The sequence below is a fragment of the Arthrobacter sp. Cr_A7 genome (assembly GCF_029222765.1).
GTDB lineage: Bacteria > Actinomycetota > Actinomycetes > Actinomycetales > Micrococcaceae > Arthrobacter.
In genome coordinates this window covers 1-21,475 of record NZ_JARHXQ010000153.1, presented here as the reverse complement: position 1 = coordinate 21,475, position 21,475 = coordinate 1, and the positions used below count along the sequence as shown (strand labels likewise).

General features: G+C 65.4%; 18 protein-coding genes. 12 read left to right on the top strand and 6 right to left on the bottom strand.

Translation table 11 applies throughout. From position 1 onward, the window contains the following. Window positions 1-133: 133 nt before the first annotated feature. Complete coding sequence (locus P2Q66_RS09550) at window positions 134-1,654, bottom strand: sodium:solute symporter (protein WP_115524244.1); 1,521 nt, start codon at window positions 1,652-1,654, stop codon at window positions 134-136. 270 nt (window positions 1,655-1,924) lie between these two features. On the opposite strand from P2Q66_RS09550, the gene P2Q66_RS09545 reads away from it, so the two are divergent. Next, window positions 1,925-2,500: a cupin domain-containing protein gene (locus P2Q66_RS09545; protein WP_079597787.1), complete on the top strand. Its 576-nt coding sequence runs from the start codon at window positions 1,925-1,927 to the stop codon at window positions 2,498-2,500. A 105-nt stretch (window positions 2,501-2,605) separates the two neighbouring features. Here P2Q66_RS09545 and P2Q66_RS09540 read toward each other — a convergent pair whose 3' ends face one another. Beyond that, complete coding sequence (locus tag P2Q66_RS09540) at window positions 2,606-3,178, bottom strand: DUF559 domain-containing protein (protein ID WP_275727526.1); 573 nt, start codon at window positions 3,176-3,178, stop codon at window positions 2,606-2,608. 295 nt (window positions 3,179-3,473) lie between these two features. On the opposite strand from P2Q66_RS09540, the gene speB reads away from it, so the two are divergent. The 10 genes from speB to P2Q66_RS09490 all read left to right on the top strand — a co-directional run bounded on the left by speB (window position 3,474) and on the right by P2Q66_RS09490 (window position 16,957). Further along, entirely contained in the window at window positions 3,474-4,538 is a 1,065-nt protein-coding gene (gene speB, locus P2Q66_RS09535) for an agmatinase (protein ID WP_275727524.1), read from the top strand. Window positions 4,539-4,542: 4 nt separating this feature from the next. After that, window positions 4,543-6,240, top strand: a complete 1,698-nt coding sequence (locus P2Q66_RS09530; protein ID WP_275727522.1) for a thiamine pyrophosphate-binding protein — start codon at window positions 4,543-4,545, stop codon at window positions 6,238-6,240. Window positions 6,241-6,397: 157 nt separating this feature from the next. Further along, complete coding sequence (locus tag P2Q66_RS09525) at window positions 6,398-6,871, top strand: MarR family transcriptional regulator (RefSeq protein ID WP_275727521.1); 474 nt, start codon at window positions 6,398-6,400, stop codon at window positions 6,869-6,871. A gap of 82 nt (window positions 6,872-6,953) precedes the next feature. Continuing rightward, a complete protein-coding gene (locus P2Q66_RS09520; protein ID WP_345795626.1) occupies window positions 6,954-8,504 on the top strand; it encodes an MFS transporter in 1,551 nt (516 codons plus the stop codon). Between the two features lie 151 nt (window positions 8,505-8,655). After that, entirely contained in the window at window positions 8,656-10,389 is a 1,734-nt protein-coding gene (locus P2Q66_RS09515; protein WP_115524250.1) for an ABC transporter ATP-binding protein, read from the top strand. Continuing rightward, the gene (locus tag P2Q66_RS09510) at window positions 10,386-12,452 is read left to right on the top strand and encodes an ABC transporter ATP-binding protein (protein WP_275727520.1); all 2,067 of its coding nucleotides are present in this window, start codon (window positions 10,386-10,388) and stop codon (window positions 12,450-12,452) included. Before P2Q66_RS09515 ends, P2Q66_RS09510 begins: the two co-directional genes overlap by 4 nt. A 215-nt stretch (window positions 12,453-12,667) precedes the next feature. Continuing rightward, window positions 12,668-13,084: a thioesterase family protein gene (locus P2Q66_RS09505; RefSeq protein ID WP_275727530.1), complete on the top strand. Its 417-nt coding sequence runs from the start codon at window positions 12,668-12,670 to the stop codon at window positions 13,082-13,084. 63 nt (window positions 13,085-13,147) lie between these two features. Next, the gene (locus tag P2Q66_RS09500) at window positions 13,148-13,405 is read left to right on the top strand and encodes a PLDc N-terminal domain-containing protein (protein ID WP_115524252.1); all 258 of its coding nucleotides are present in this window, start codon (window positions 13,148-13,150) and stop codon (window positions 13,403-13,405) included. Between the two features lie 104 nt (window positions 13,406-13,509). Next, entirely contained in the window at window positions 13,510-15,741 is a 2,232-nt protein-coding gene (locus tag P2Q66_RS09495) for an AAA family ATPase (protein WP_275727517.1), read from the top strand. Then, window positions 15,728-16,957 carry a restriction endonuclease gene (locus P2Q66_RS09490; RefSeq protein ID WP_275727515.1) on the top strand — a complete coding sequence of 410 codons (1,230 nt, stop codon included), beginning with the start codon at window positions 15,728-15,730 and terminating at the stop codon, window positions 16,955-16,957. The genes P2Q66_RS09495 and P2Q66_RS09490 overlap by 14 nt, the downstream gene beginning before the upstream one ends. 66 nt (window positions 16,958-17,023) lie before the next feature. Here the strand turns inward: P2Q66_RS09490 and P2Q66_RS09485 are convergent, their stop codons facing one another. Continuing rightward, complete coding sequence (locus tag P2Q66_RS09485; protein WP_275727513.1) at window positions 17,024-18,679, bottom strand: PAS domain-containing sensor histidine kinase; 1,656 nt, start codon at window positions 18,677-18,679, stop codon at window positions 17,024-17,026. A 94-nt stretch (window positions 18,680-18,773) separates the two neighbouring features. Here P2Q66_RS09485 and P2Q66_RS09480 point away from each other — a divergent pair, with 94 nt between their 5' ends. Beyond that, on the top strand, window positions 18,774-19,541 hold the full coding sequence (locus P2Q66_RS09480; RefSeq protein ID WP_176156876.1) for a response regulator transcription factor: 768 nt from the start codon (window positions 18,774-18,776) through the stop codon (window positions 19,539-19,541). On the opposite strand, the gene P2Q66_RS09475 is transcribed toward P2Q66_RS09480, so the two are convergent. From P2Q66_RS09475 to P2Q66_RS09465, 3 genes are all read right to left on the bottom strand, one after another. Further along, the gene (locus P2Q66_RS09475) at window positions 19,514-19,924 is read right to left on the bottom strand and encodes an Hpt domain-containing protein (RefSeq protein WP_275727509.1); all 411 of its coding nucleotides are present in this window, start codon (window positions 19,922-19,924) and stop codon (window positions 19,514-19,516) included. The two genes, P2Q66_RS09480 and P2Q66_RS09475, sit on opposite strands and share 28 nt — an antisense overlap. Before the next feature lie 379 nt (window positions 19,925-20,303). Beyond that, window positions 20,304-20,738 (bottom strand): very short patch repair endonuclease, encoded by a 435-nt coding sequence (locus tag P2Q66_RS09470; RefSeq protein WP_079597774.1) that lies wholly within the window; start codon window positions 20,736-20,738, stop codon window positions 20,304-20,306. Window positions 20,739-20,817: 79 nt separating this feature from the next. Next, window positions 20,818-21,246 (bottom strand): pyridoxamine 5'-phosphate oxidase family protein, encoded by a 429-nt coding sequence (locus P2Q66_RS09465; RefSeq protein ID WP_079597773.1) that lies wholly within the window; start codon window positions 21,244-21,246, stop codon window positions 20,818-20,820. Between the last annotated feature and the right edge of the window lie 229 nt (window positions 21,247-21,475).

Sequence of the window (21,475 nt, the reverse complement as noted above, 5' to 3'; positions counted from 1 at the left end):
CGAGGTCCGCGCCGAAACAGAGTAGGCATAGGACACACGACGACGGCGCCTCCTTCCGCGGTTCAGCGAAAGGAGGCGCCGTCGTCGTGCGCTGGCCGTGGTGCATGGGCCGTCGTGGCGCTGGAAGCGGCCGTCAGGGAGCGGTGACTGCTTCTGCCGGGGTTTCCTCGGTGTCCTGGCCGGCGACGCGGCGCTGCCAGTTCCGCATGACCCGGGGGTCGGTGGGCGGGGTGATGAGGGAGACGGCAATGTAAACCACGGCCGAGGCGAGGAGGCCGTAGTAGATGGGCTCATTGGCGTAGATGCCGTCCAGCGGCGCCTTGGCGTTGATTTCCAGGACGATCATGGTGCCCAGGGTGACCACGGAGCCCACCGCCATGGAGGCAGCGGCGGCAATCCCGGTGCCGCGCTTCCACACGAGGCCGCCCAGGATTGCCACCAGGAGGCCGCCCACCAGGATGTCGTAGGCGATGGTCAGGGCGGCCACAACGTCCTTGGTGATGATGGCGATGACGATGGCGATGATGCCCAGGGTGAGGACCCAGATGCGGTTGGCCTTGACGTCGTGCTCGGGGTTGTCCGTGTCCTCGGTGCTGATGTTCTTGCCGAACCAGCTGGCCACGAACGGCAGGACGTCCGCGCGGGCTACGGTGGCGGCGGCGATCAGGGCACCGGACGCAGTGGACATCATGGCCGCGACGGCGGCGGCCAGGACCAGTCCGCCGATGCCGATGGGCAGCAGGTTCTGGGCAACTTCGGCGTAGACATCATCCTTGGCGGCGATCTCGATGTTGGACAGCGCTACGCTCGCGGCCATGCCGATCAGGGCGCCGGCAACACCGTAGAGGATGCAGTAGATGCCGGCCGTGGCTCCGCCCCAGCGGGCTACTCCGGGCGTCTTGGCCGTGAAGACGCGCTGCCAGATGTCCTGGCCGATCAGCAGGCCCAGGGTGTAGACGACGAAGTAGGTGATGATCGTCTGGAGGCCGATGCCGTCGATCTGGAAGAAGCTCTCGTCAACGCGGCTGCGGATGCCGTCGATGCCACCGGCGGCGTTGAGGGTGAAGGGGAGCATCAGGAAGAAGATGCCGACGGTCTTGATGACGAACTGCACCTGGTCTGCCAGGGTGATGGACCACATGCCGCCTACCGTGGAGTACACCAGCACGATGGCGCCGCCAATGGCGATGGCCAGGGCGCGGTCGAGGCCGAACAGCACCACGAAGATGGTGGCGTAGGCGCCCGTGGACGTGGCGCACAGCATCAGCGTGTAGGCGAGCATCACGATGCCGGAGGCTTCGGTTGCCCGGCTGCCGTAGCGCAGGGTCAGCATCTGGGAGACCGTGTAGATCTTCAGTTTCTGGATGGTCCCGGCGAAAAGCAGGCTCAGGAGCAGGACGCCGGCGCCGATGGCCACCACCAGCCACATTCCGGAGATGCCGAACTTGTAACCCAGGCCCACGCCGCCGACGGTTGAAGCACCGCCCAGGACGACGGCGGCCATGGTGCCGGTGTAGAGGAAGGGGCCGAGCCGCCGGCCGGCGACCAGGAAGTCGCTGTTGTTCTTGGTGCGGGACTTGCCCCACCAGCCGAAGGCCAGCATTGCGAGCAGGTACACCACCACGATGGCGATGTTGATGACTTGTGCGTCCATGTTGGGCTCCTTGGAGCTGTTTGGCAGCCGGGGGTTGCATCCGGAGCGGGGGGACCGCCGGATGCCGCTGCGAAAATTGGGGTGAGAGGGGGCGCTCGATAATTGCCCTATAGGCAACATGTGTTTTCCAAAGGTTAGGCTGTGACGGCAGTAACAGTCAAGGGGGAATTAGGTAGCCCGGACCGCGCGCCATGGAGGCGTCACAGAAGAGGCTGGCCATTAGTATTGCTCCAGAGTGGGGCCGGACTGCCGGCCATGAAAGGTTCGTAGATGAAGGCACTGCCAGTTGAGCCGAGCAACGTTCCGGTTGCCATTGGTTCCCGGATCCGGGCCGCCCGGCAGTCCCAGCGGCTCACCATTGAGCAGGTTGCCGATGCCACCGGGCTCACTAAGGGCTTCCTGAGCCGGGTGGAGCGCGACCTGACGTCCCCGTCAGTGGCCTCGCTGGTGACGCTGTGCCAGGTCCTGTCCATCTCGATCGGCGACCTGTTCGCGGCCCCGGAAACGCACTTGACCAAGCGCAACGACGGGCCGCGGATCTCCCTTGGTGGCCAGGGCATTGTGGAGCGGCTGCTCACGGCCCGCTCAGAACGGCGCATCCAGATCATCCAGGCCTGCATCGAACCGCACGGCCGCGGCGAATCCGAACTCTACGCTGTGGACTGCGACGTGGACGTGCTTCACGTGATCAAAGGCAGCATCCGCCTTATCCTCACCAACGAGCAGTACGACCTTGACGCGGGCGACACCGTCACCTTCCCCGGCCGGGAGCCGCACACCTGGGTCAATCCCACGGACAAGCCCGTCGAGGTGCTCTGGGTTCTGGTCCCCGCCGCCAGCCGGTAGTGCCCCCCGCGTTGCCGTACGTTCCTGCCCGGTTTGCGGCCGGCGCACCCGTGTTCCTTCCCCGAGTTTCCCGGAGTGTGGGGCCTCCCAACATGGCGGACAGGGTCAAACCGGGAAGGAACGCACCGGTCCGGCGTCCAGCACGGCCCTGATTTCCGTCAAGACTTGCTCCGGGTGGAACCAGATGTGTTCGGGCATATAGCGGAGGACGGCGTAGCCGGTGACCGTGGAGGTGTTGTTGCGTTGCCGGTCCCTGAGCATGTCTGCACGCTTTGAGTGAAAAGCGAAGCCGTCAATTTCCACAATCAGGAAGCCGGCAAGCAGGAAATCCACGCGCCCAATTCCGGGCAGGACCACCTGGGCCTCATATCCGTTGCCCTTGGTTCTGAACAGATGTTGGGCATCCACCTCCACGATGGACTCTGCCCGGAGGTCGAGGTCCCGCAGTGCCCGCAGGACCGGGCGGGAGCGGTCCCCGCGCAGTTGGGCTTTGAGCAGCTCAAGGGGAACGCCGTGCAGTCGGATAGCCGACGTCGCCAAAGCCGTGGACGACGGCGGAGCAAGGCACCCCACGCGCTCCGCCAGGCGCCTGATGTCCCGCCGGGAGTAGCCCGCGTCAAGAAGATGTGCGGCCCGGGCGACGCCCCCGTTGCTCTTGAGGTACTCAAAGATGTCCATTCATCAATTGCAGGTTGCCCTGATTGGGCTGCGGAATGGGACAGCGGCGGTATGTGGACAGCGCTTTTGCGTGAGGGCTGTTCATTCCTTCCCGGTTCGGTTCGGACGTCAACGGCAGGAGCGTGTGGGATTCCTGTGTTTTCCGCGAAAGCCAGGGCTGAGGGCGGGGAAGCCGGGCAGGAACCGGGCAGGAATGGACCGAACCCACGAAGGTAAACACTTGGTGCTCATTAGAAAACCAGGGTGTATGATGGCAGTCACATAGTCACTCAACTCCTCGAAGGAGAGGCCTCCATTGGAAGAGCTGCGCATCGAAGCCAACGGCAACCTTGGCCCCATCGATTCATCCCGTATTCCCCGTTATGCGGGTGCTGCCACTTACGCCCGCCTCCCGCGGCTGGACCAGGTGGCCAAGGCCGACATCACGGTGGTGGGCGTTCCCTTTGACTCCGGCGTCTCCTACCGCCCCGGTGCCCGCTTCGGCGCCAACCACGTCCGGGAAGCCAGCCGCCTTCTGCGCCCCTACAACCCGGCCTGGGACGTCAGCCCGTTCGAAAACGTCCAGGTGGCAGACGCCGGGGACATGGCGGTCAACCCCTTCAACATCAACGAGGCAATTGAAACCGTCCAGCAGAACGCCCTCGACCTCACCGCCGGCGGCAGCAAGCTGGTAACCCTTGGCGGCGACCACACCATCGCCCTGCCCCTGCTCCGTGCCGCCGCCGAGCGTGCAGGCGCGCCGGTCGCCATGCTGCACTTCGACGCCCACCTGGACACCTGGGACACCTACTTCGGCGCCGAATACACCCACGGCACGCCGTTCCGCCGCGCCGTCGAGGAAGGCATCCTCGATACCGAGGCGATCAGCCACATCGGCACGCGCGGCCCGCTCTACGGCAAGAAGGACCTGGACGACGACCACCGCTTCGGGTTCGGCATCGTCACCTCCGCCGACGTCTACTACCAGGGCATCCTTGAGACCGTGGCCAAGGTCCGCGACCGGATCGGCAACCGCCCGCTGTATATCTCCGTGGACATCGACGTGCTGGATCCCGCGCACGCGCCCGGCACGGGCACGCCCGAAGCCGGCGGCATCACCAGCCGCGAACTCCTGGAAATTATCCGCGGCTTCCGCGGCATGAACCTGGTGGGCGCAGACATCGTCGAGGTCGCTCCGGCCTACGACCACGCGGAGATTACGGGTGTGGCCGCCAGCCACGTCGCCTACGAACTGGTGACCCTGATGGCGGATAACGCTGTGCCGGGCGACCGTTTCGGGGCTGCCATTGGATACGCTGCGCAGGCCCTTGGCCAGGAGGTCCGGCGGCCTGCCGGTTTTGCGGCAGCCGGCAAGGAGTAGCGAAATGATCGATTTCGATCCGGGAACGGCCGCCCCCACAAAGGGGACCGGCGCCCGTAACGGCGGGGACCTCGTCGTCGAAACGCTGGAAGCCCTGGGCGCGAAGACCGTCTTTGGCATCCCCGGCCAGCATGCGTTGGGCCTCTTTGATGCGATGGGCCGGGGCAACCTGCAGTTCGTGTCCTCGCGGGTGGAGAACAACAGTGCCTTCGCAGCGGACGGGTACTCCCGCGCCACCGGCGAAGTAGGGGTCCTGTTCCTGTCCACCGGCCCGGGCGCTTTGACCTCCCTGGCAGGCCTGCAGGAGGCCTACGCCACGGGTGTTCCGATGGTGGTGGTGGCCAGCCAGATTCCGCTGGAAGGCCTGGGCGCCCGGCGCAAGGGCATGCTGCACCAGCTCGATGACCAGAAGGCGTCGGCGGCGAATGTCACTAAGAGCCAGCGGCTGATCCAGCACGCCTCAGGCATCCCGTCAGCTATCCAGGATGCCTGGACTGAGGCCATTTCCTCGCCCCAGGGTCCGGTGTGGATCGAGATTCCCCAGAACGTGCTGCTGGATCCCATCATGGTTCCGCCCGTGGAGGACGCCCTGGCCGAAGCAGCGGACAACCCGCCCCGGGTGGAACTGGTGCGCGAGGCCGTGAAGTGGCTGGCAGCTGCCGAACGGCCCGCGATCATCGCCGGCGGCGGCACGCGGCGGGGGAGGGCGGAGAAGTCCCTGCTGTCCATCGCGGAGAAGTTGCGCGCCCCGGTGATCTGCACCCCCGGCGGCAACGGCGCGTTCCCCTGGAACCATGAGTTATCGCTGCAGTCCTGGATCGAGGACCGCCACATGACCGATCTGCTCGAGGATGCCGATGTCCTGGTGGTCATCGGCTCGTCCCTGGGCGAGGTCACCTCCAACTACTTCACCTTTGAGCCCCAGGGCAAAATCATCCAGATCGATGCCGAACCGCGGGTCCTGGAGTCCAACCGCCCCGGCCTGGGGATCCGCGCCGACGCCGGCCAGGCCTTGGCGGCCTTGGACGAGGCCCTGGAGGTTGACCCTTCAGGAGCCAAAGCCAACTGGCACGGCACTGCTCCGGAAGAGCTGGTCAAGGAGTCCCTGGCGAAGGTCAGGGCACGCCTGGAGTCCCAGGACCTCGGCAAGGAACTGAAGTTCATGGCCGACATCCGCGAGGCCGTCCCGGCGGACATGCAGACGTTCTGGGACATGACCATTGCCGCCTACTGGGGCTGGTCCTGCTGGGACGCCCGGCAAGGCCAGTTCCACTCGGCCCAGGGCGCAGGCGGGCTGGGCTACGGTTTCCCCGCGGCCATCGGCGGTGCCGTCGGCCTGGAAACCGTGGGCAAGCCAGGCCGGGTGCTGGCAGTATCCGGCGACGGCTCCTCGATGTACTCCATCTCCGAACTGGCCACAGCCAAGCAGCACAACGTCCCGGTCACTTGGCTGATCGTGGACGACGGCGGCTACGGGATCCTGCGCGAATACATGGTGGGCGCCTTTGGCAAGGCCACCGCGACCGAACTCGCCAGGCCCGATTTCGTGAAGCTCGCAGAAGCCTTCGGTGTTCCCGCCACCCGGGTATCGCCCGAGGGCGTGGGGGACGCGCTGAAGGCGGGATTCGCCGCCGACGGGCCCAACGTCGTCGTGGTTGAAACGCTCCTGAAGATGTTCGCCCCCACGCATCTGGAAGCCTGACCAGAACTAAACATACGAAAGGACCCCGCCTCCAGCAAGGAGGCGGGGTCCTTTCGTATACCCGGCCCTTCAAGCGTGCCCGCGGGGGATAGTTTCCTAAAGCAACCAATGTGGGATATAGTTGCTTCAGGCAAACAACTGAGGAGTCCTTGGAGCCATGGCAGTAGCCCCTGATACGGCAGCCGATCTCGTGTACCAGATCTTCGACCTCCAGCGCGCGGTGCGGTGTATCGCCACGGCCAGCGCGCGGGGCCAGGACACCGGGGTGGCGCTCCAGGGCGTCCTGCGGTTCGTGGGGGAGGGGGAGTCCCGGGCCACCAAACTTGCGGAGCGGCTGGGCGTCAGCGCTCCAGTCCTCAGCCGCCACATCGCGGACCTGGAGGAGCAGGGTTTCGTGGTCCGGAGGCAGGATCCCGACGACGGCCGGGCGCAGCTGGTGGCCCTCACTCCGTCGGGCGCGGAGAAGCTCCGGCACATCGAGGAGCAACGCACAGCCGTCCTGCAGGACTACCTGCGCGACTGGAGCGAGGAAGACGTCGGAACCACGGCGAAAACCCTGCACAAGCTCACCGAATCACTCAAGACATCAGCCCGGGCAACGGCGGCCGGATCCACTAAAACCAGCGTTTAGGAGCATTCTTATGGCAAGCCAGACCGCCGCGCCGAACACCTCAACCCAGGCCGGGCCGACAAACCCCGCCGCGCCGCCGGAGATGTCCCACCGGCAGATCATGGAGGCCCTCACCGGTCTCCTGGCCGCATTCTTCACGGCCATCCTCAGCAGCACCATCGTGGCGAACGCGCTGCCCACCATCATGTCCGACCTGCACGGCACCCAAACCGACTTCGCCTGGGTCATCACCGCCGCGCTGCTGGCCAACGCCGCCACCACACCCATCTGGGGCAAGCTCGCCGACCTCTTTAACAAAAAGGTCCTGGTCCAGCTCAGCATCATCATCTTTGTGGCCGGTTCCGTCATGGCCGGCCTCTCCGAAACCATCCCGCTGCTGCTGGTGGCCCGCGTCATCCAGGGCGTGGCGATGGGCGGCCTCACGGCCCTGGCCCAGGCGATCATCGGCACCATGATCCCGCCGCGGAACCGCGGCAAATACTCCGGGTACATGGGCGCCGTCATGGCCGTGGGAACCGCCGGCGGCCCGCTGTTGGGCGGCTTCATCGTGGACAGCCCGCTCGGCTGGCGCTGGACGTTCTTCGTCTGCGTGCCGCTCGCCGTCGTCGCACTGGTCCTGCTGCAGGTCACGCTCAAGATCACCCATGTGCGGCGCCCGGCCAAGATCGACTGGCTCGGCTCCGTCCTGCTGACCTCCGGCGTGAGCCTGCTCCTGATCTGGGTCTCCTTCGCCGGCAACCCCGCCTACTACGACTGGATCTCCTGGCAGTCCGCCGTGATGGTGGGCGGGGGTGTCCTCATGCTCGCATTGCTGGTGCTGGTGGAATCCAAGGTGGAACAGCCCATCATCCCCCTCAAGATCATCTCCGAGCGCACCACCGCGCTGTCCATCCTCGCCTCCGTGGCAGTGGGCATTGCCATGTTCGGTTCCTCCACCTTCCTGGGCCAGTACTTCCAGGTTGCCCGCGGGGCCACGCCAACGGAGGCCGGCCTGCTCACGCTTCCCATGATCGCCGGCAACCTGGCCGGCTCGGTGGCCTCGGGACTCCTGATCACCCGGACCGGCAAGTGGAAGGGCTACCTGATTGCCGGCTCCATCCTGCTGATCGGCGGACTTGGGCTCGCCGGAACCATGGACCACACCACTGAACTCTGGCATACCGGCATCTTCACCGCCGTCCTGGGCCTTGGCCTGGGCATGCTGATGCAGAACCTGGTCCTGGCGGTCCAGAACACGGTCCGCGCCTCCGACATCGGCACGGCCAGCGCCTCGGTTGCATTCTTCCGCTCCGTCGGCGGCGCCATCGGCGTTTCCGTCCTCGGCGCCGTCCTGGCCAACCGCGTGAGCGGCCTTGCCACGCAGGGACTGGCCGCCGCCGGGATTCCCGTCCAGGGCGGCAGCGCAGGCAGCAGCATGGACCTGGCCCACATGCCCGAACCCGTGCGCGAGATCATGCGGGCCGCGTACGGCGACGCCACGGCCGAAGTATTCCTGATTTCCGCGGTAGTGGCTGTGGTGGCACTGGTGTCCGTGCTGTTCATCAAGGAAAAGCCGTTGCGCCGCACGGTTGACATCCAGCCTGCGCAGGCAGCAGAAAGTACGACGCCGGAGCTTGCCTCGGCAGGAAAGTGACCCGCCGGGGGTACGCCCCTCGGATGATCTTTCCGCAGGCTGTTTGACGGGCGAAGGGAGTTTCGTAGAGTGGGAAGGCTAGGGATGTCAGCCCCGGCTGCTACTACTTAACCTTCCTGCTCCACTCACTCATCCCTAAGGATCCGCGGGCATGCTCCTCACCCTCATCAAGAGGTTTTCCAGGCCGTACATGCCGTATCTGGTGGCCGTCATCGTGTTCCAGCTGGCGTCCACCATTGCCGCGCTGTATCTCCCCAGCCTGAACGCACAGATCATTGACGAAGGGGTTTCCCGGGGAGACACCGACTTCATCTGGCGGACCGGGGCCGTCATGCTGCTCGTGGCGTTCGTCCAGGTGGGAACGGCCATTGCCGGCGTCTACTTCGGTTCAAAAACGGCCATGGCCCTGGGCCGGGACCTGCGGCGCGCGGTGTTCCGCAAGGTCACCAGCTTCTCCGCCAAGGACGTTAACGCCTTTGGTGCCCCAACCCTGATCACCCGCGGCACCAACGATGTGCAGCAGGTCCAGATGCTGATGCTGATGGCCCTGAACTTCATGGTGGCCACGCCCATCATGTGCATCGGCGGCATCATCATGGCGCTGCGGGAGGACCTGAACCTCTCGTGGCTGGTGTGGGTTTCGGTCCCCCTCCTGACCGTTGTGGTGGGCTACCTGGTGGTCCGGCTGATGCCCCTGTTCCGGTCCATGCAGAAAAAGATCGACCGCATCAACGCGGTGCTGCGCGAGCAGATTATCGGCATCAGGGTGGTCCGGGCCTTTGTCCGCGAACCCTACGAAACGGAGCGGTTTGGGGAAGCCAACGGGGAACTCACCGATGTGTCCCTGAAGATCGGCGCCCTGTTCGTACTGATGTTCCCGGCCATCAGCATGATCCTGCACCTGTCCACGGCAGCGGTGCTGTGGTTCGGCGGGCAGCGGGTGGATTCCGGCGAGATGCAGGTGGGCGCGCTGACGGCCTTCCTGCAATATCTACTTCAGATCCTGGTGGCGGTCATGATGGGCACCTTTATGGCCATGATGATCCCGCGCGCTTCTGTCTGTGCCGACCGCATCGGCGAGGTGCTCGACGTCGAGCCCTCCATCCACGATCCCGAGGAGCCCCAGGCTCCGGCGTCCCTCACGGGCGTGGTCGAGTACCGCAACGTCACCTTCGCCTACCCCGGCGCCGAGTCACCGGTATTGAGCAACATCAGCTTCACCGCCAAGCCCGGCCAGACCATTGCCATCATCGGCTCCACCGGTGCGGGCAAGACCTCGCTGCTGTCCCTGCTGCCCCGGCTGTACGACGCCGCCGAGGGCGAAGTGCTGCTGGACGGAGTGCCCGTGGGCCTGCTGGACCGCGCCGAGATCACCAAACGCGTGGCACTGGTACCGCAGCGGCCCTACCTCTTCTCCGGCACCATCGAGCACAACCTCCGCTTCGGGAAGACCGAGGCAACGGACCAGGAACTCTGGGACGCGCTCCGGGTCGCCCAGGGTGAGTCGTTTGTCCGGGAGAAGAAGAACGGCCTGAACGCCAGGATCGCGCAGGGCGGAACCAACGTCTCCGGCGGCCAGCGCCAGCGCCTCTGCATCGCCCGCGCGCTGGTAACGAAGCCCAGGGTCTACCTGTTCGACGACTCCTTCTCCGCACTGGACGTCGCCACCGACGCCCGGCTGCGCGCCGCACTCAAGGGCACCACTGCCGACGCCACCGTCATCATCGTGGCCCAGCGGGTCTCCACCATCACCGAGGCGGACCAGATCCTGGTGCTGGACAACGGCCGAATCGTGGACCGCGGAACCCACGAGGAACTCCTGGAAACCTCACCCACCTACCAGGAAATTGTTGAATCCCAGCTGAGCGTGGAGGAAATGGCATGAGCCCCCGCAAAAAGGACTCCACACCCATCGCAGAAACCGCCCCCGGAGCCACGGACCCTGCCGAGGCGGGGTTGGCCGACGAGGACGAATTCCTCGAAGAGGAGTACAAGCCCTCCGAAGCGGACGGGGACATGTTCGGCGGGATGCCCGCCAAGAAAGCCGAGCACTTCTGGCCTTCCGCGAAGCGGCTAATGGGGCTGCTGAAGCCCGAGGCCCTGGGCATCTACGTGGTGGTGGCCATGGTGGTGGTCGCCGTGGTGCTTAACGTCATTGCGCCGAAGATCCTTGGCCAGGCCATGGACGTCATCTTCGGCGGAGTGGTGGGCAAACAGCTCCCGGCCGGCGTCAGCAAGGACCAGTTTGTTGACGGGCTGCGCCAGCAGGGGCAGGACAACTTCGCGGACATGGTCTCGCGGATGGAACTGGTACCCGGCACCGGCATCGACTTCCAGAAGCTGTCCTTCCTGATCGCCATCGTCCTGTTGATGTACTTCGTGGCCAACATTTTCCTGTGGCTGCAGGGCTACGTCCTGAACCGGATTGTCATGAAGGTGATCCGCCGGCTCCGCGACGACACCGAAAAGAAACTGAACCGCCTGCCCCTGAACTACTTCGACACCCGGCAGCGCGGCGACGTCCTCTCGCGGGTGACCAACGACGTCGACAACATCCAACAGGCACTCCAGCAGGCGTTCGCCCAGCTGATCAACTCCCTCCTGACCGTGGTGGGCATCGTGGTCATGATGTTCATCGTTTCCTGGCAGCTGGCCCTCATCGCACTGGTCGCGCTGCCCTTGTCCGGTGTGGCGGCGGGCATGATCGGCGTGCGCAGCCAGAAACTGTTCGCCGCGCAGTGGAAGAACACCGGCGCGCTCAACGGCCAGATCGAGGAATCCTTCTCGGGCCACGACCTCGTCAGGGTCTTCGGCCGCGACGCCGACATGCTGGAACGATTCGAGGAACGCAACGAAGCCCTCTACAAGGCAAGCTTCGGCGCCCAGTTCGTCTCCGGCATCATCTTCCCGGTGATGCAGTTCGTCTCCTACCTCAGCTATGTGGGCATCGCCGTGGTGGGCGGCCTCCGGGTCGCGTCCGGGTCCATGTCGCTGGGCGATGCCACGGCGTTCATCCAGTACTCGCGTGAGTTCACCCAGCCGCTGGGCCAGATGGCGGGCATGGCCAATATGCTCCAGTCCGGTGTTGCCTCCGCTGAACGAGTGTTCGAGTTTCTCGATGCCGATGAACAGGACCCCGAGACCGCCACCGAGCACCTGCCTCCCAAGACCGACGGTCACGTGGACTTCAAGGACGTCACCTTCAGCTACACCGAGGACCGGAAACTCATCGAAAACCTGTCCTTCACCGCAGAACCCGGAAACACCGTGGCCATCGTCGGGCCCACCGGCGCCGGAAAGACAACCCTGGTGAACCTGGTGATGCGCTTCTACGAGCTCAACTCCGGCTCCATCACCCTGGACGGAGTGGACATCACCCACCTCAGCCGCTCCGAGCTCCGCTCCAAGGTGGGCATGGTGCTCCAGGACGCCTGGCTGTTTGGCGGATCCATCTACGACAACATCCGCTACGGGAACCTGGACGCCACCGAGGAACAGGTCATGGCCGCGGCCAAAGCCACCTTCGTGGACCGCTTCGTCCGGGCCCTGCCCCAGGGCTACAACACCATCATTGACGAAGAGGGCAACAACGTCAGCGCCGGCGAAAAACAGCTCATCACCATCGCCCGCGCCTTTGTGGCCAACCCGTCACTGCTGATCCTCGACGAAGCCACCAGCTCCGTTGACACCCGTACCGAACTCCTGGTCCAGAAGGCCATGGCGGCGCTCCGGACGGACCGGACCAGCTTCGTGATCGCGCACCGGCTTTCCACCATCCGCGATGCTGACACCATCCTGGTCATGGAGGACGGCCGGATCGTCGAGCAGGGCAACCACAAGGTTCTCCTCGCCGCCCGCGGCGCCTACTACCGGCTCTACATGTCCCAGTTCGCCGGAGCCGACGCCGGGGACGTGCCGGTGGATGATGCGACGGCGGTGCACAGTTGAGCGCGCAGGTAGACAATGTACAGCCCTTGGACAATGTGCAGCACTGAGACAACGTGGAGAACTGAAACAACGTGGAGCAAGCAGACACAATGGAGCAAGTGGACACAGTGGATCAGGTAGACACAGCGGAGCGGGTAGACACAGTGGAGCAGGACAGGCACGCGCGGCAGGACCACGGGAAGCACGGACACCGGCGCATTGAGGTCCTGGTACCCATGCGCTGGGGCGACATGGATGCCTACGGCCACATCAACAACGTGCAGATCGTGCGGATGCTGGAGGAAGCCCGGATCGGGGCCTTCGGGCCTCCCCGGGGAGCGGGACTTCCCGGCGTCGAGCCGCAGGTGTCACTCTTCAACGCCGTCCCGGACGGGACCATGGCGCTGGTGGTGGACCACAAGATCCGCTACGTCAGGACCCTTGAGTACCGCAATATCCCCGCCGTGGTTCAGGTGTGGATCGGCGCCGTCAAGGGCGCCAGCTTCGACATCCACTACCTCGTCAAGGACCCCGTGACCGGGGAGGACTGCGTGAAGGCCAGCACCCACCTGGCCTTCGTGGACGAAGCCACCGGCCGCGTGCAGCGGCTGACTGCCGAACAGAAGGAACGGCTGGCTCCCTACACCCACTAAGCCTCTGGACAAGACTCCAGCGGACAGACTGGACTGGAAACACCCGAACGAAAGGAATCCCAGATGGCCAAGAACAAGACCAGCGCTGCCAGGAAGAAGAAGACCTGGAAGGAGATGTCACCGTCGGCAAAGGCCGGCACCATTGTGGTGGGCATCGCTCAGATGTCGCTGCTGGTGGCTGCGCAACGAGACATCTCCCGGCGGCCCGAGGCTCAGATCAACGGGCCGAAAGCGGCGTGGCGGGCCGCCTCCTTCATCAACTTCATCGGCCCCATGGGCTACTTCATCTTTGGGCGGAAGCGGGGTACCCCCGGCGTCTAGCAACAGGAAACGGGCGGGCGGCCGGAGGTCAAAAGGTCCCCGCGGGACTGCCCGTCCAGAGACCTTTGAGCCGCCGCCCAGCTTGACCCTGTAAATTTGAATCCATGACCCCCGCCTCCACTGCTGCCATGACCCGCGCCCTCGGCATCTCACGAGAGATCGAAGATGCGGCGTGGTTCGTTCTGGGGCCAGGGCTGCAGGGCAAACCGTCGGCCCTGGACGGCAGGACGCTGACCTGGACGTCGGAGGCCGCCGCCGAACTCCTGGACCGGCTGGAACGCGGGACGCCGGACCCCAAAGCGCCCATGATGACCAACCTCCGGCAGAACCTGGACGGCGCGTCCCGCGAGGCGAAGCAACTGGCCGTCGAGCTGCTCTTCCTGCAGTCCCTGCCCCTGGCACACGAGGTGAAGTCCCTCAAGGTCAAGCGTGCCCGGGTAGCTGAGGCCGCTTCATGGCTTGAACCTCCGCTGGACCTGCCTGACGAGCTTTACCAGGGCATGACGGACCACGGAGTGATCCGGGACCGCACTGCAGAGTTCAACTGGACCATCTGGGACCACCTGAAGTGGCTGTGCCGTTTTGTGCAGCACGTGGACCAGCAGCCGCCGGCACAGATCACCGGCGCCCTGCAGGACCCGCTGAAGTTCCACCGGCTTGCCTCGGCCACGCCGGGTGACCAGCCGGCCATCCGCCGCAGCATCGAGTTCCTGGCCTGGCCCAGCTACTTTGAGCCCGTCGTTGCGGACATTGAGCGGCAGGAAATCCGGGACGCCTTCGCTTCCCTGGTGGGCGGGGCCAAGGGGGACAGCGAAGACGACATCACCGCGGACATCCACCGCATCCGGCTGCATCTGGACGAGCAGGCGGGCCAGCGCATCGACTGGTACGCCCGGCAGCTGGTCAGCCAGTGGCGCAAGGTGGGAGACCCCGGACACCGGGCCTGGCTGCTGCGGACGCACGGCGACAACACCGAACTGCTCACTGCCTGGCAGGGCGAGGAAAAGGTGACCCTCGACGTCGAGCACCTCCGGCTGCTCAACCCGGGCGTCACCGCGGGAGTGGTGCAGCACGCCGTGGACGAGGACTACAAACACCTCGGCTACGTGGAACGCGAGGACACCAAAACCGCCGTCTTCGCCTTCCTCACCGTGATGAAGCCCGGGGACCTGGTGCTGTACCAGCACGCCGGCACGGTGCGGCTGGGCGGTGTGCTCGGGGAACCCGACTACAACGATGACAATCGGCGCCTCCGCCGCAAGGTCCGCTGGTTCGATGAAGGACACCCCACCACAAGCCTGCCCCGGCACGTGCAGCGGCAGCTGGCCACCGCCGGCATCGTCGTGGACGTCACCCGCGTGGCGCAGGCGCTGCAGGCCCTCCTGCCGCCCGAAGCGGAAGCCGAGCCCGACGGCGATGCTGAAGCCGCCGTCGTCGTGCCTCCCGTCCAGGAGGGATTCCGCCCGCTGACCCCGGAATTCGCAGACTCACTGCACATGGAGCTGGAACCGCTGCAGGAGATCGCGGACCTGCTGGAGGAGAACCGGCAGCTGGTCCTGTACGGCCCTCCCGGTACCGGCAAGACCTACCTGGCGAAGCATTTGGCAGCCGAGCTGGCTGACGACACCACCGACGAACGCGTCAAGCTGGTCCAGTTCCACCCGTCCTACGCCTACGAGGACTTCTTCGAGGGCTACCGGCCGGACAAAACGGACGAGGGCCAGGTGTCCTTCAAACTGGTGGCCGGGCCGCTGCGGCGCCTCGCAGAAGAGGCCGCCAAGCCCGGGAACGAGAAAAAGCCGTACTTCCTCATCATCGACGAGATGAACCGCGCCAACCTGGCCAAGGTGTTCGGCGAGCTGTACTTCCTGCTGGAGTACCGCGACGACCGGATCTATCTGCAGTACAGCCCGAACGAGCCGTTCACCCTGCCGGACAACCTGTACATCATCGGCACCATGAACACCGCGGACCGGTCCATCGCCATGATGGACGCCGCCATCCGCCGCCGTTTTTCCTTCATCGAGCTGCACCCGCAGACCGAACCGGTGAAGGGCTCATTGCTTCGGTTCCTGCAGGCCCGGGAGCTGGACACCACCCCCGCACTGCTGCTGGATGCTTTGAACAGCGCCATCGACGAGTGGGACCGCGACCTGATGATCGGCCCGTCCTACTTCATGAAGCCGGCTGCCCAGACTCCGGCGGGGCTGCGCCGGATCTGGAAGTACGAGCTCATGCCCCTCCTGGAAGAGCACTACCACGGCCAGCTCACCCGGGCGCAGCTGGAGGAACGCTTCGGGCTGGACCAGTTGCTGGGACGCCTTGCAGCCGGGTAGCTCCGGCCCGTCCCTGCGGCACCTGGTCCTTGATGAGCTGTCCCGCGGAATGGTGGAACGGCTCGACCCCGCCAGCGCCTCCTTCCTGAACTCCAGCGGCCTGGCCAAAGCCTCGCCGATGGGCATGGGGCTGTACCGGATCGAGCCGGTGGGCAAGGTGGGTTCCGTTCGGACGCCCACCGTGCAGCTGGACGTCCGCCCCAAGGACCGGCTGGGCCTGAGCCGGCTCCTGTTCCTGCTCAGCTACGCCGGCGAGCAGGGCTTCAGGCCGGATACCGTGGCTGCCGTCGAGGACCGGGATTTGTGGAGCGCGCTGGCCGAATCATTGGCGCAGCTTGCCGAACGCGCCCTGGGCCGCGGCGTGCTGCAGGGCTACCTCACCGTTGATGAGTCGCTGCGGACCGTCAAGGGGCGGATCCGGATTTCGGACCAGATCTCCCGGCGGCCGGGGATGTTGGTGCCGCTGGAAGTCTCGTATGACGAGTTCACCGAGGACATCGCCGAGAACAGGATCCTCCGCGCGGCACTGGAACGGATGGGCCAGATCCCGCGCGTGCGCCCCGAGGTGCTGAGCCGGCTTCGCCTGCTCAAGGGAAAGCTCGACGCCGTCACCCGCCTTCCAGCAGGCGCTCCGCTGCCGCCGTGGAAGCCCACCAGGATGAACCTCCGCTACCACGCGGTGCTCCGCCTGGCCGAGCTGATCCTGCGCAACGCGTCGGCGGAAGCGGGGGAGGGCAGGCAACAGACAGCCTCGTTCGTGGTGGATATGAACCAGGTGTTCGAGGACTTCGTCGGCACCGCCCTGCGCGAGGCGATGGCGGCTTACCCGGGGGAGCTGCGGCTGCGGTACAACGCGCTGCTCAGTGAAGCGGTGCGGGACGCGGACAGGCTGTCGGTCCGCCCGGACGCGGTTCACCTGCTGGGCGGCCGTCCGGTGGTGGTGTACAACGCCAAGTACAAGGCAGCCACCGATGCCGGCGCTTCCCTGACGGCTGACCACTACCAGATGCTGGCCCACAGCACGGCGCTGGCAGTGCCCACCGCTTGGCTGGTCTACGCCGGATCGGGCGAGATGAAGCTCCGCCGCATCCTCAACACGGACATCGACATCGTGGAGTTCCCGCTGGACCTGTCCATGGCACCGGCCGACATCCTCGCCTCGGTCCGCGATCTTGCCCGGCAGTCCTGGGGCGAGGTGGTCCGGCAGGCCCGTTAGACCGGAGCCACCGGTGATTGAGCCTGTCGAAATCCAGGTTCCAGCAGGTTCAACCACCGGAGATGGCTAGACCGGAACCCGGAAGGTGAACGTGGTGCCCTGGCCCAGTGCGCTGTCCACCTCGATGGTCCCGCCGTGCGCTTCCACGATCGCCTTGCTGATGGGCAGGCCCAGCCCCACGCCGGGGATGGCGGTGCGCCGGACGCTGCTGGTGCGGAAGAACTTGGCGAACACCTCCGACGCGTCTTCGGGGCTCATCCCCATGCCGGTGTCCGTGACGCGGCATGCCAGGTGCCCGTTCTCCTGAGCCAGGGACACCACAACGTTTCCGCCGTCGGGGGAGTACTTGATCGCGTTGGACACAAGGTTGTCCAGGACCTGTGAAATCCGGGCGCCGTCAACATGGGCTTCCAGCCGCTCCGGCGTCTCTGCAGCCAGCACCACCCCGGACGCAACGGCTTTCGGCGTGGCCGACGAAACGCTTGCCCGCACAAGTTCCGCCACGTCCACCGCGTGCGGAGTGACGATCAGCTGGCCGTTTCGGCTGGCGAGCAGGTCGGAGACCAGGGTCAGGAGCCGTTCCGAATTCCGGCGGATGATCTCGAGCATCTGCCGCTGGGACTCCTCCGGCTCGTCGCCGAGCAGGATCTCCACGTAGCCCAGGATGGACGTCAGCGGGGTCCGGAATTCATGGGAGACGCTGGAGACGAAGTCGTCCTTGGCGGTCAATGCGTTCACCAGGTCCGTCACGTCGCTGAAGGCGATCACGGAACCGGCGAACTTCCCTTCGGCGTCCTTCATGGCCCGGGCGGTGGTCACAAAAGCCCGCTGCTCCTTTTCCGCGCCCAGCCAGACCAGATAGTCGGTGAAGGTTTCGCCCAGGACGGCGCGGCGGACCGGGCGCTCCTGGACGGGAACCAGCGTCTTGCGGTCAGGCCCGAACACGAGCAGCTGGGACTCGTTGGGGTCTGCGATGTCCTTGGGCCGTGCCAGCTCGTGGTTGGCGCGCTGTTTCCGGTTCATCAGGATGTCATGGCCGTCGGCGTCGACGGCGAGCACGCCCAGGTGGACCGTGTCCAGAACCGTGTTGAGCAGCGACTCCTGGCGCTGGCTGGTGAGCAGGTTGGCCTGCAGCTGGGCGTCCTTCTCCTCCAGTTCACGCTGCTGCCGCATCATGCTGAGCGTCAGGACACTGACGGACACGCCAATGCCCAGCATCATCACCGGCAGGAGCAGGGAGCGGGCAAAGTCCTGCGCGGTGAAACTGCCTTTCAGGAGCAGCGGAACCCAGATGATGGCAAGCGGTGCAAGGAAGGAAAGCCACAGGGCCAGGCGGGGGTAGTAGCCGGAGGCGCACCACCAGATAACGGGGAATACTGCCAGGAGGCTGATGCCCGTGAGGCTCTCCTGCCCGCCTTCCCGGCCGAAGGCGATGGAGACGAAGTCGAGCAGGGGGATGACCAGGAAGCTTGTGTAGGGCAGGCGGTCCCAGGGGACCAGGTAGCAGAGGCCCATGAGGACCAGCTGCGACACCAGGAACGTGAGAAAGAACGGGTTGTTCATGGTGGCCGGGAAGAACGCCCACATCAGGAAGGCTGTCAGCAGCGTGGTCACGAAGAGCGGCATCTGGCTCATCGCCACCCGGTCCGTCAGCCGGTATTCATGGAAGGGCCGGCGGAAAAACCGCAACTTGCCCGAGGACCATGCTGTGGGACTAGTCATGGCGTGACGACTTCGGGGACAGGGTGTGCAGGGCCATACCAGCAGGATATCCGCAGGCCGCTATACTTCTGACGTTGGCTGCTGAGGGGACGCTATGAGTGATGCACGTGTGGGACTGGTCATCGAGGATGACCATGACATCCGGGAACTGGTTCGCACGGTACTGACCCAGGCCGGCTTCGACGTGACCGTGGCCAGTACCGGCGCCGAGGGCGTCCTGATCGCCAAGCACCTCAATCCGGACGTCATCACCCTTGATCTTGGGCTGCCGGACATCGACGGTTTCGAAGTGTCGCGGCAAATCCGCGAATTCTCCGACGCCTACATCGTGATGCTCACGGCCCGCACCGAGGAGCTCGATACCCTGATTGGGCTTGAGTCCGGAGCCGACGATTACCTCACCAAGCCCTTCCGCCCCAGGGAACTTCGCGCCCGCGTTGCCGCGATGATGCGCCGCCCCCGCTCCGTCCCGGATGCAACAGACACCTTCTCCGTGGAGGCAGCAGCCGAGGGCCACGGTCACCCCGAGCGTGGGAACTTCAGCCACAACGGCCTGGAACTGAGCTACGCCTCCCGCACCGTGGTGGTTGACGGCAAAGAGATGAACCTGACCCGCACCGAGTTCGAACTTCTCCACGCCCTGCTCGAGGCGGGCCGGACCGTCCGCACCAAGGCAGACCTGGTGCGCCGGCTGCGGGACGAGGATTACGACGTCGGCAGTTACATCAGCGAGGCCGACGAACGGTCCGTCGAGGTCCACATGGGGAACCTCCGCAAGAAGCTTGGGGATTCGCCGCAGCAGCCGCGCTGGCTGCAGACGGTCCGCGGCGTGGGCTACCGCCTGGCACCCGGAGAACACTGAACCTGCAGCCGGTGCATGGTCAACCGGCTGCATTGGTTGATGGGCCGCAGGAACGTGGCCGCCAGCCTGGGCAGGACGACGGCGGCTTCCGCCTCACGCGCCTCGGTGCGGATTTCGCCTTCCAGATCCGTGGCCAGGCCGGCAAGCCGCTCGGCGCCCACCATCTGGCTGGATGTCTTCAGGCTAAGCACCGCGTCCACCGCGCCCTCCAGGTCTCCGGTGGTCAGGGCCAGCCGCAGGCGGCCGATCCGTTGCGGCAGGCACTCGATGAAGTTCCCCACAAACACCATGGAGTACCCTTCGTCCTCCTCCAGCTCTTCACGGAGACGGTTGAGGACGGACTGGTCCACCAACGGCCGGGAAGCATCATCTGAAGCGCCCATGAGGCTCCTTTCAGCCGGGGGATGCCACTCCGGGAACAGTGCGGGTGGGTGGGGCATGTGCTCTTTCAGGTTAGGTCTGCTGCCTCGCGGTGGCTGGTTTTCCGGCGAGAATTGTGGGTTTCTTGATAAGGCTGTGGGTTTCAGCGCCACCACGTAAGACGGGGTTTTTTGCACCTGGATATTGGTTGCCGGCACCGGCCGTCAACACGGAGCGGGACACCTTGTGGCACGGTCCGGGGCGGTCGTTGCCCGGGAGCTGGCTGGCAGGAAGGGATCGCACTGCTCCGGACTGTTGGTGGGGATTTCCGCCCTTTGGGACGACGGGTTCATCCTTCCGCTTTACTATCAAGAAGCACGGCGGCAAAAGCCAAAGATTGCCTCAAGATGGTTGACGGCCCTCCAGGAACTCCACCAAGTGGGCTTCCAGCGCCGAGCCGTCCTTGAGCTCGCACTCCCAGACAGTGAGGACTTCCCATCCGGCGTCTTCGAGCTGGCGGCGCTGGCCGGCGTCACGGTCCCTGGTCCGGGAGCGCTTGGCTTCCCAGAATTCCGCGTTGGCTTTGGGGGCGTGCTGGCCCACGCGGCAGTCGTGGAAGTGCCAAAAGCAGCCATTTACGAAGATCACCTTGCGCCGGCCTGCGAACACCAGGTCCGGGTTGCCGGGCAGCCTGCTAGCCCCGGAGCTGCCGTGCAGGCGGTAGCGGTACCCCTTGGCATGAAGCAGCCGGCGCACCAGCAGTTCGGGCTTCGTGTTCTTGCCCCGGATCCTGGACATGTTCCAGCTGCGCTGCTCCGGAGTGAGCTTGTCCGCCATGCCTTAAGTCTAGGAGCGGGCAGTCCAGGAGCGGCCAGTCCAGGAGCGGCCGGTCCAGGAGGCGGGCAGGACGCCGGAGTCAGCGCTCCGGCTGCTCGCCGAGCTGGAAGTGCCGGCCGCTCACGGACAGCGGCTCGATTTCCACGTAGAAATCCTTCAGGGTCGGAACCCACGACTTCAGCCCCAGCTCTTCCACCGCCGCAAGCTCCGCCGAATTGCTGAGCACCCGGGCCTTGCCGCGGAGCACCACGGACCAGGCTTCGTCAGAGGTGATGCCGTCCGTTTCGAAAAGCACTGTGGCGTTGATGGTCAGCTGGGCCAGCTTGTTGCCCGGTGCCGTCCGCAGGTACACCTTCCGGCCCGATGTCACGTAGTTCACCGGGAAGATGTCCGGCTCGCCGGCGACGGAAACCACCAGCCTGCCGTGCTGTGTGCCCTCAAGGAGGCGCCAGGACTGCTCATCATCGAGTTCCAGGACGGGATTGCCGTCTGCATGTTCAAACATCATGCCGCCATTCTTCTACGTAAGGTAGAAATGCGCCAGAGGGTGTTGGATGCCGCGTGGTGGATGGACTGGTGCTTCTTTCGGCCGTGCCTTTTCCGGTGCTGAATGGGGGCCGTCAGGAGGTGGTGGCTCCATGCCGGGAGCACTGCGCCCACCAGCCCAATGGCGAGACCTGCACCTTGAGCCGCCGTCCGCAGCACACGCAAAAGCGTGGGGGCTCCCAGTGCAGCCG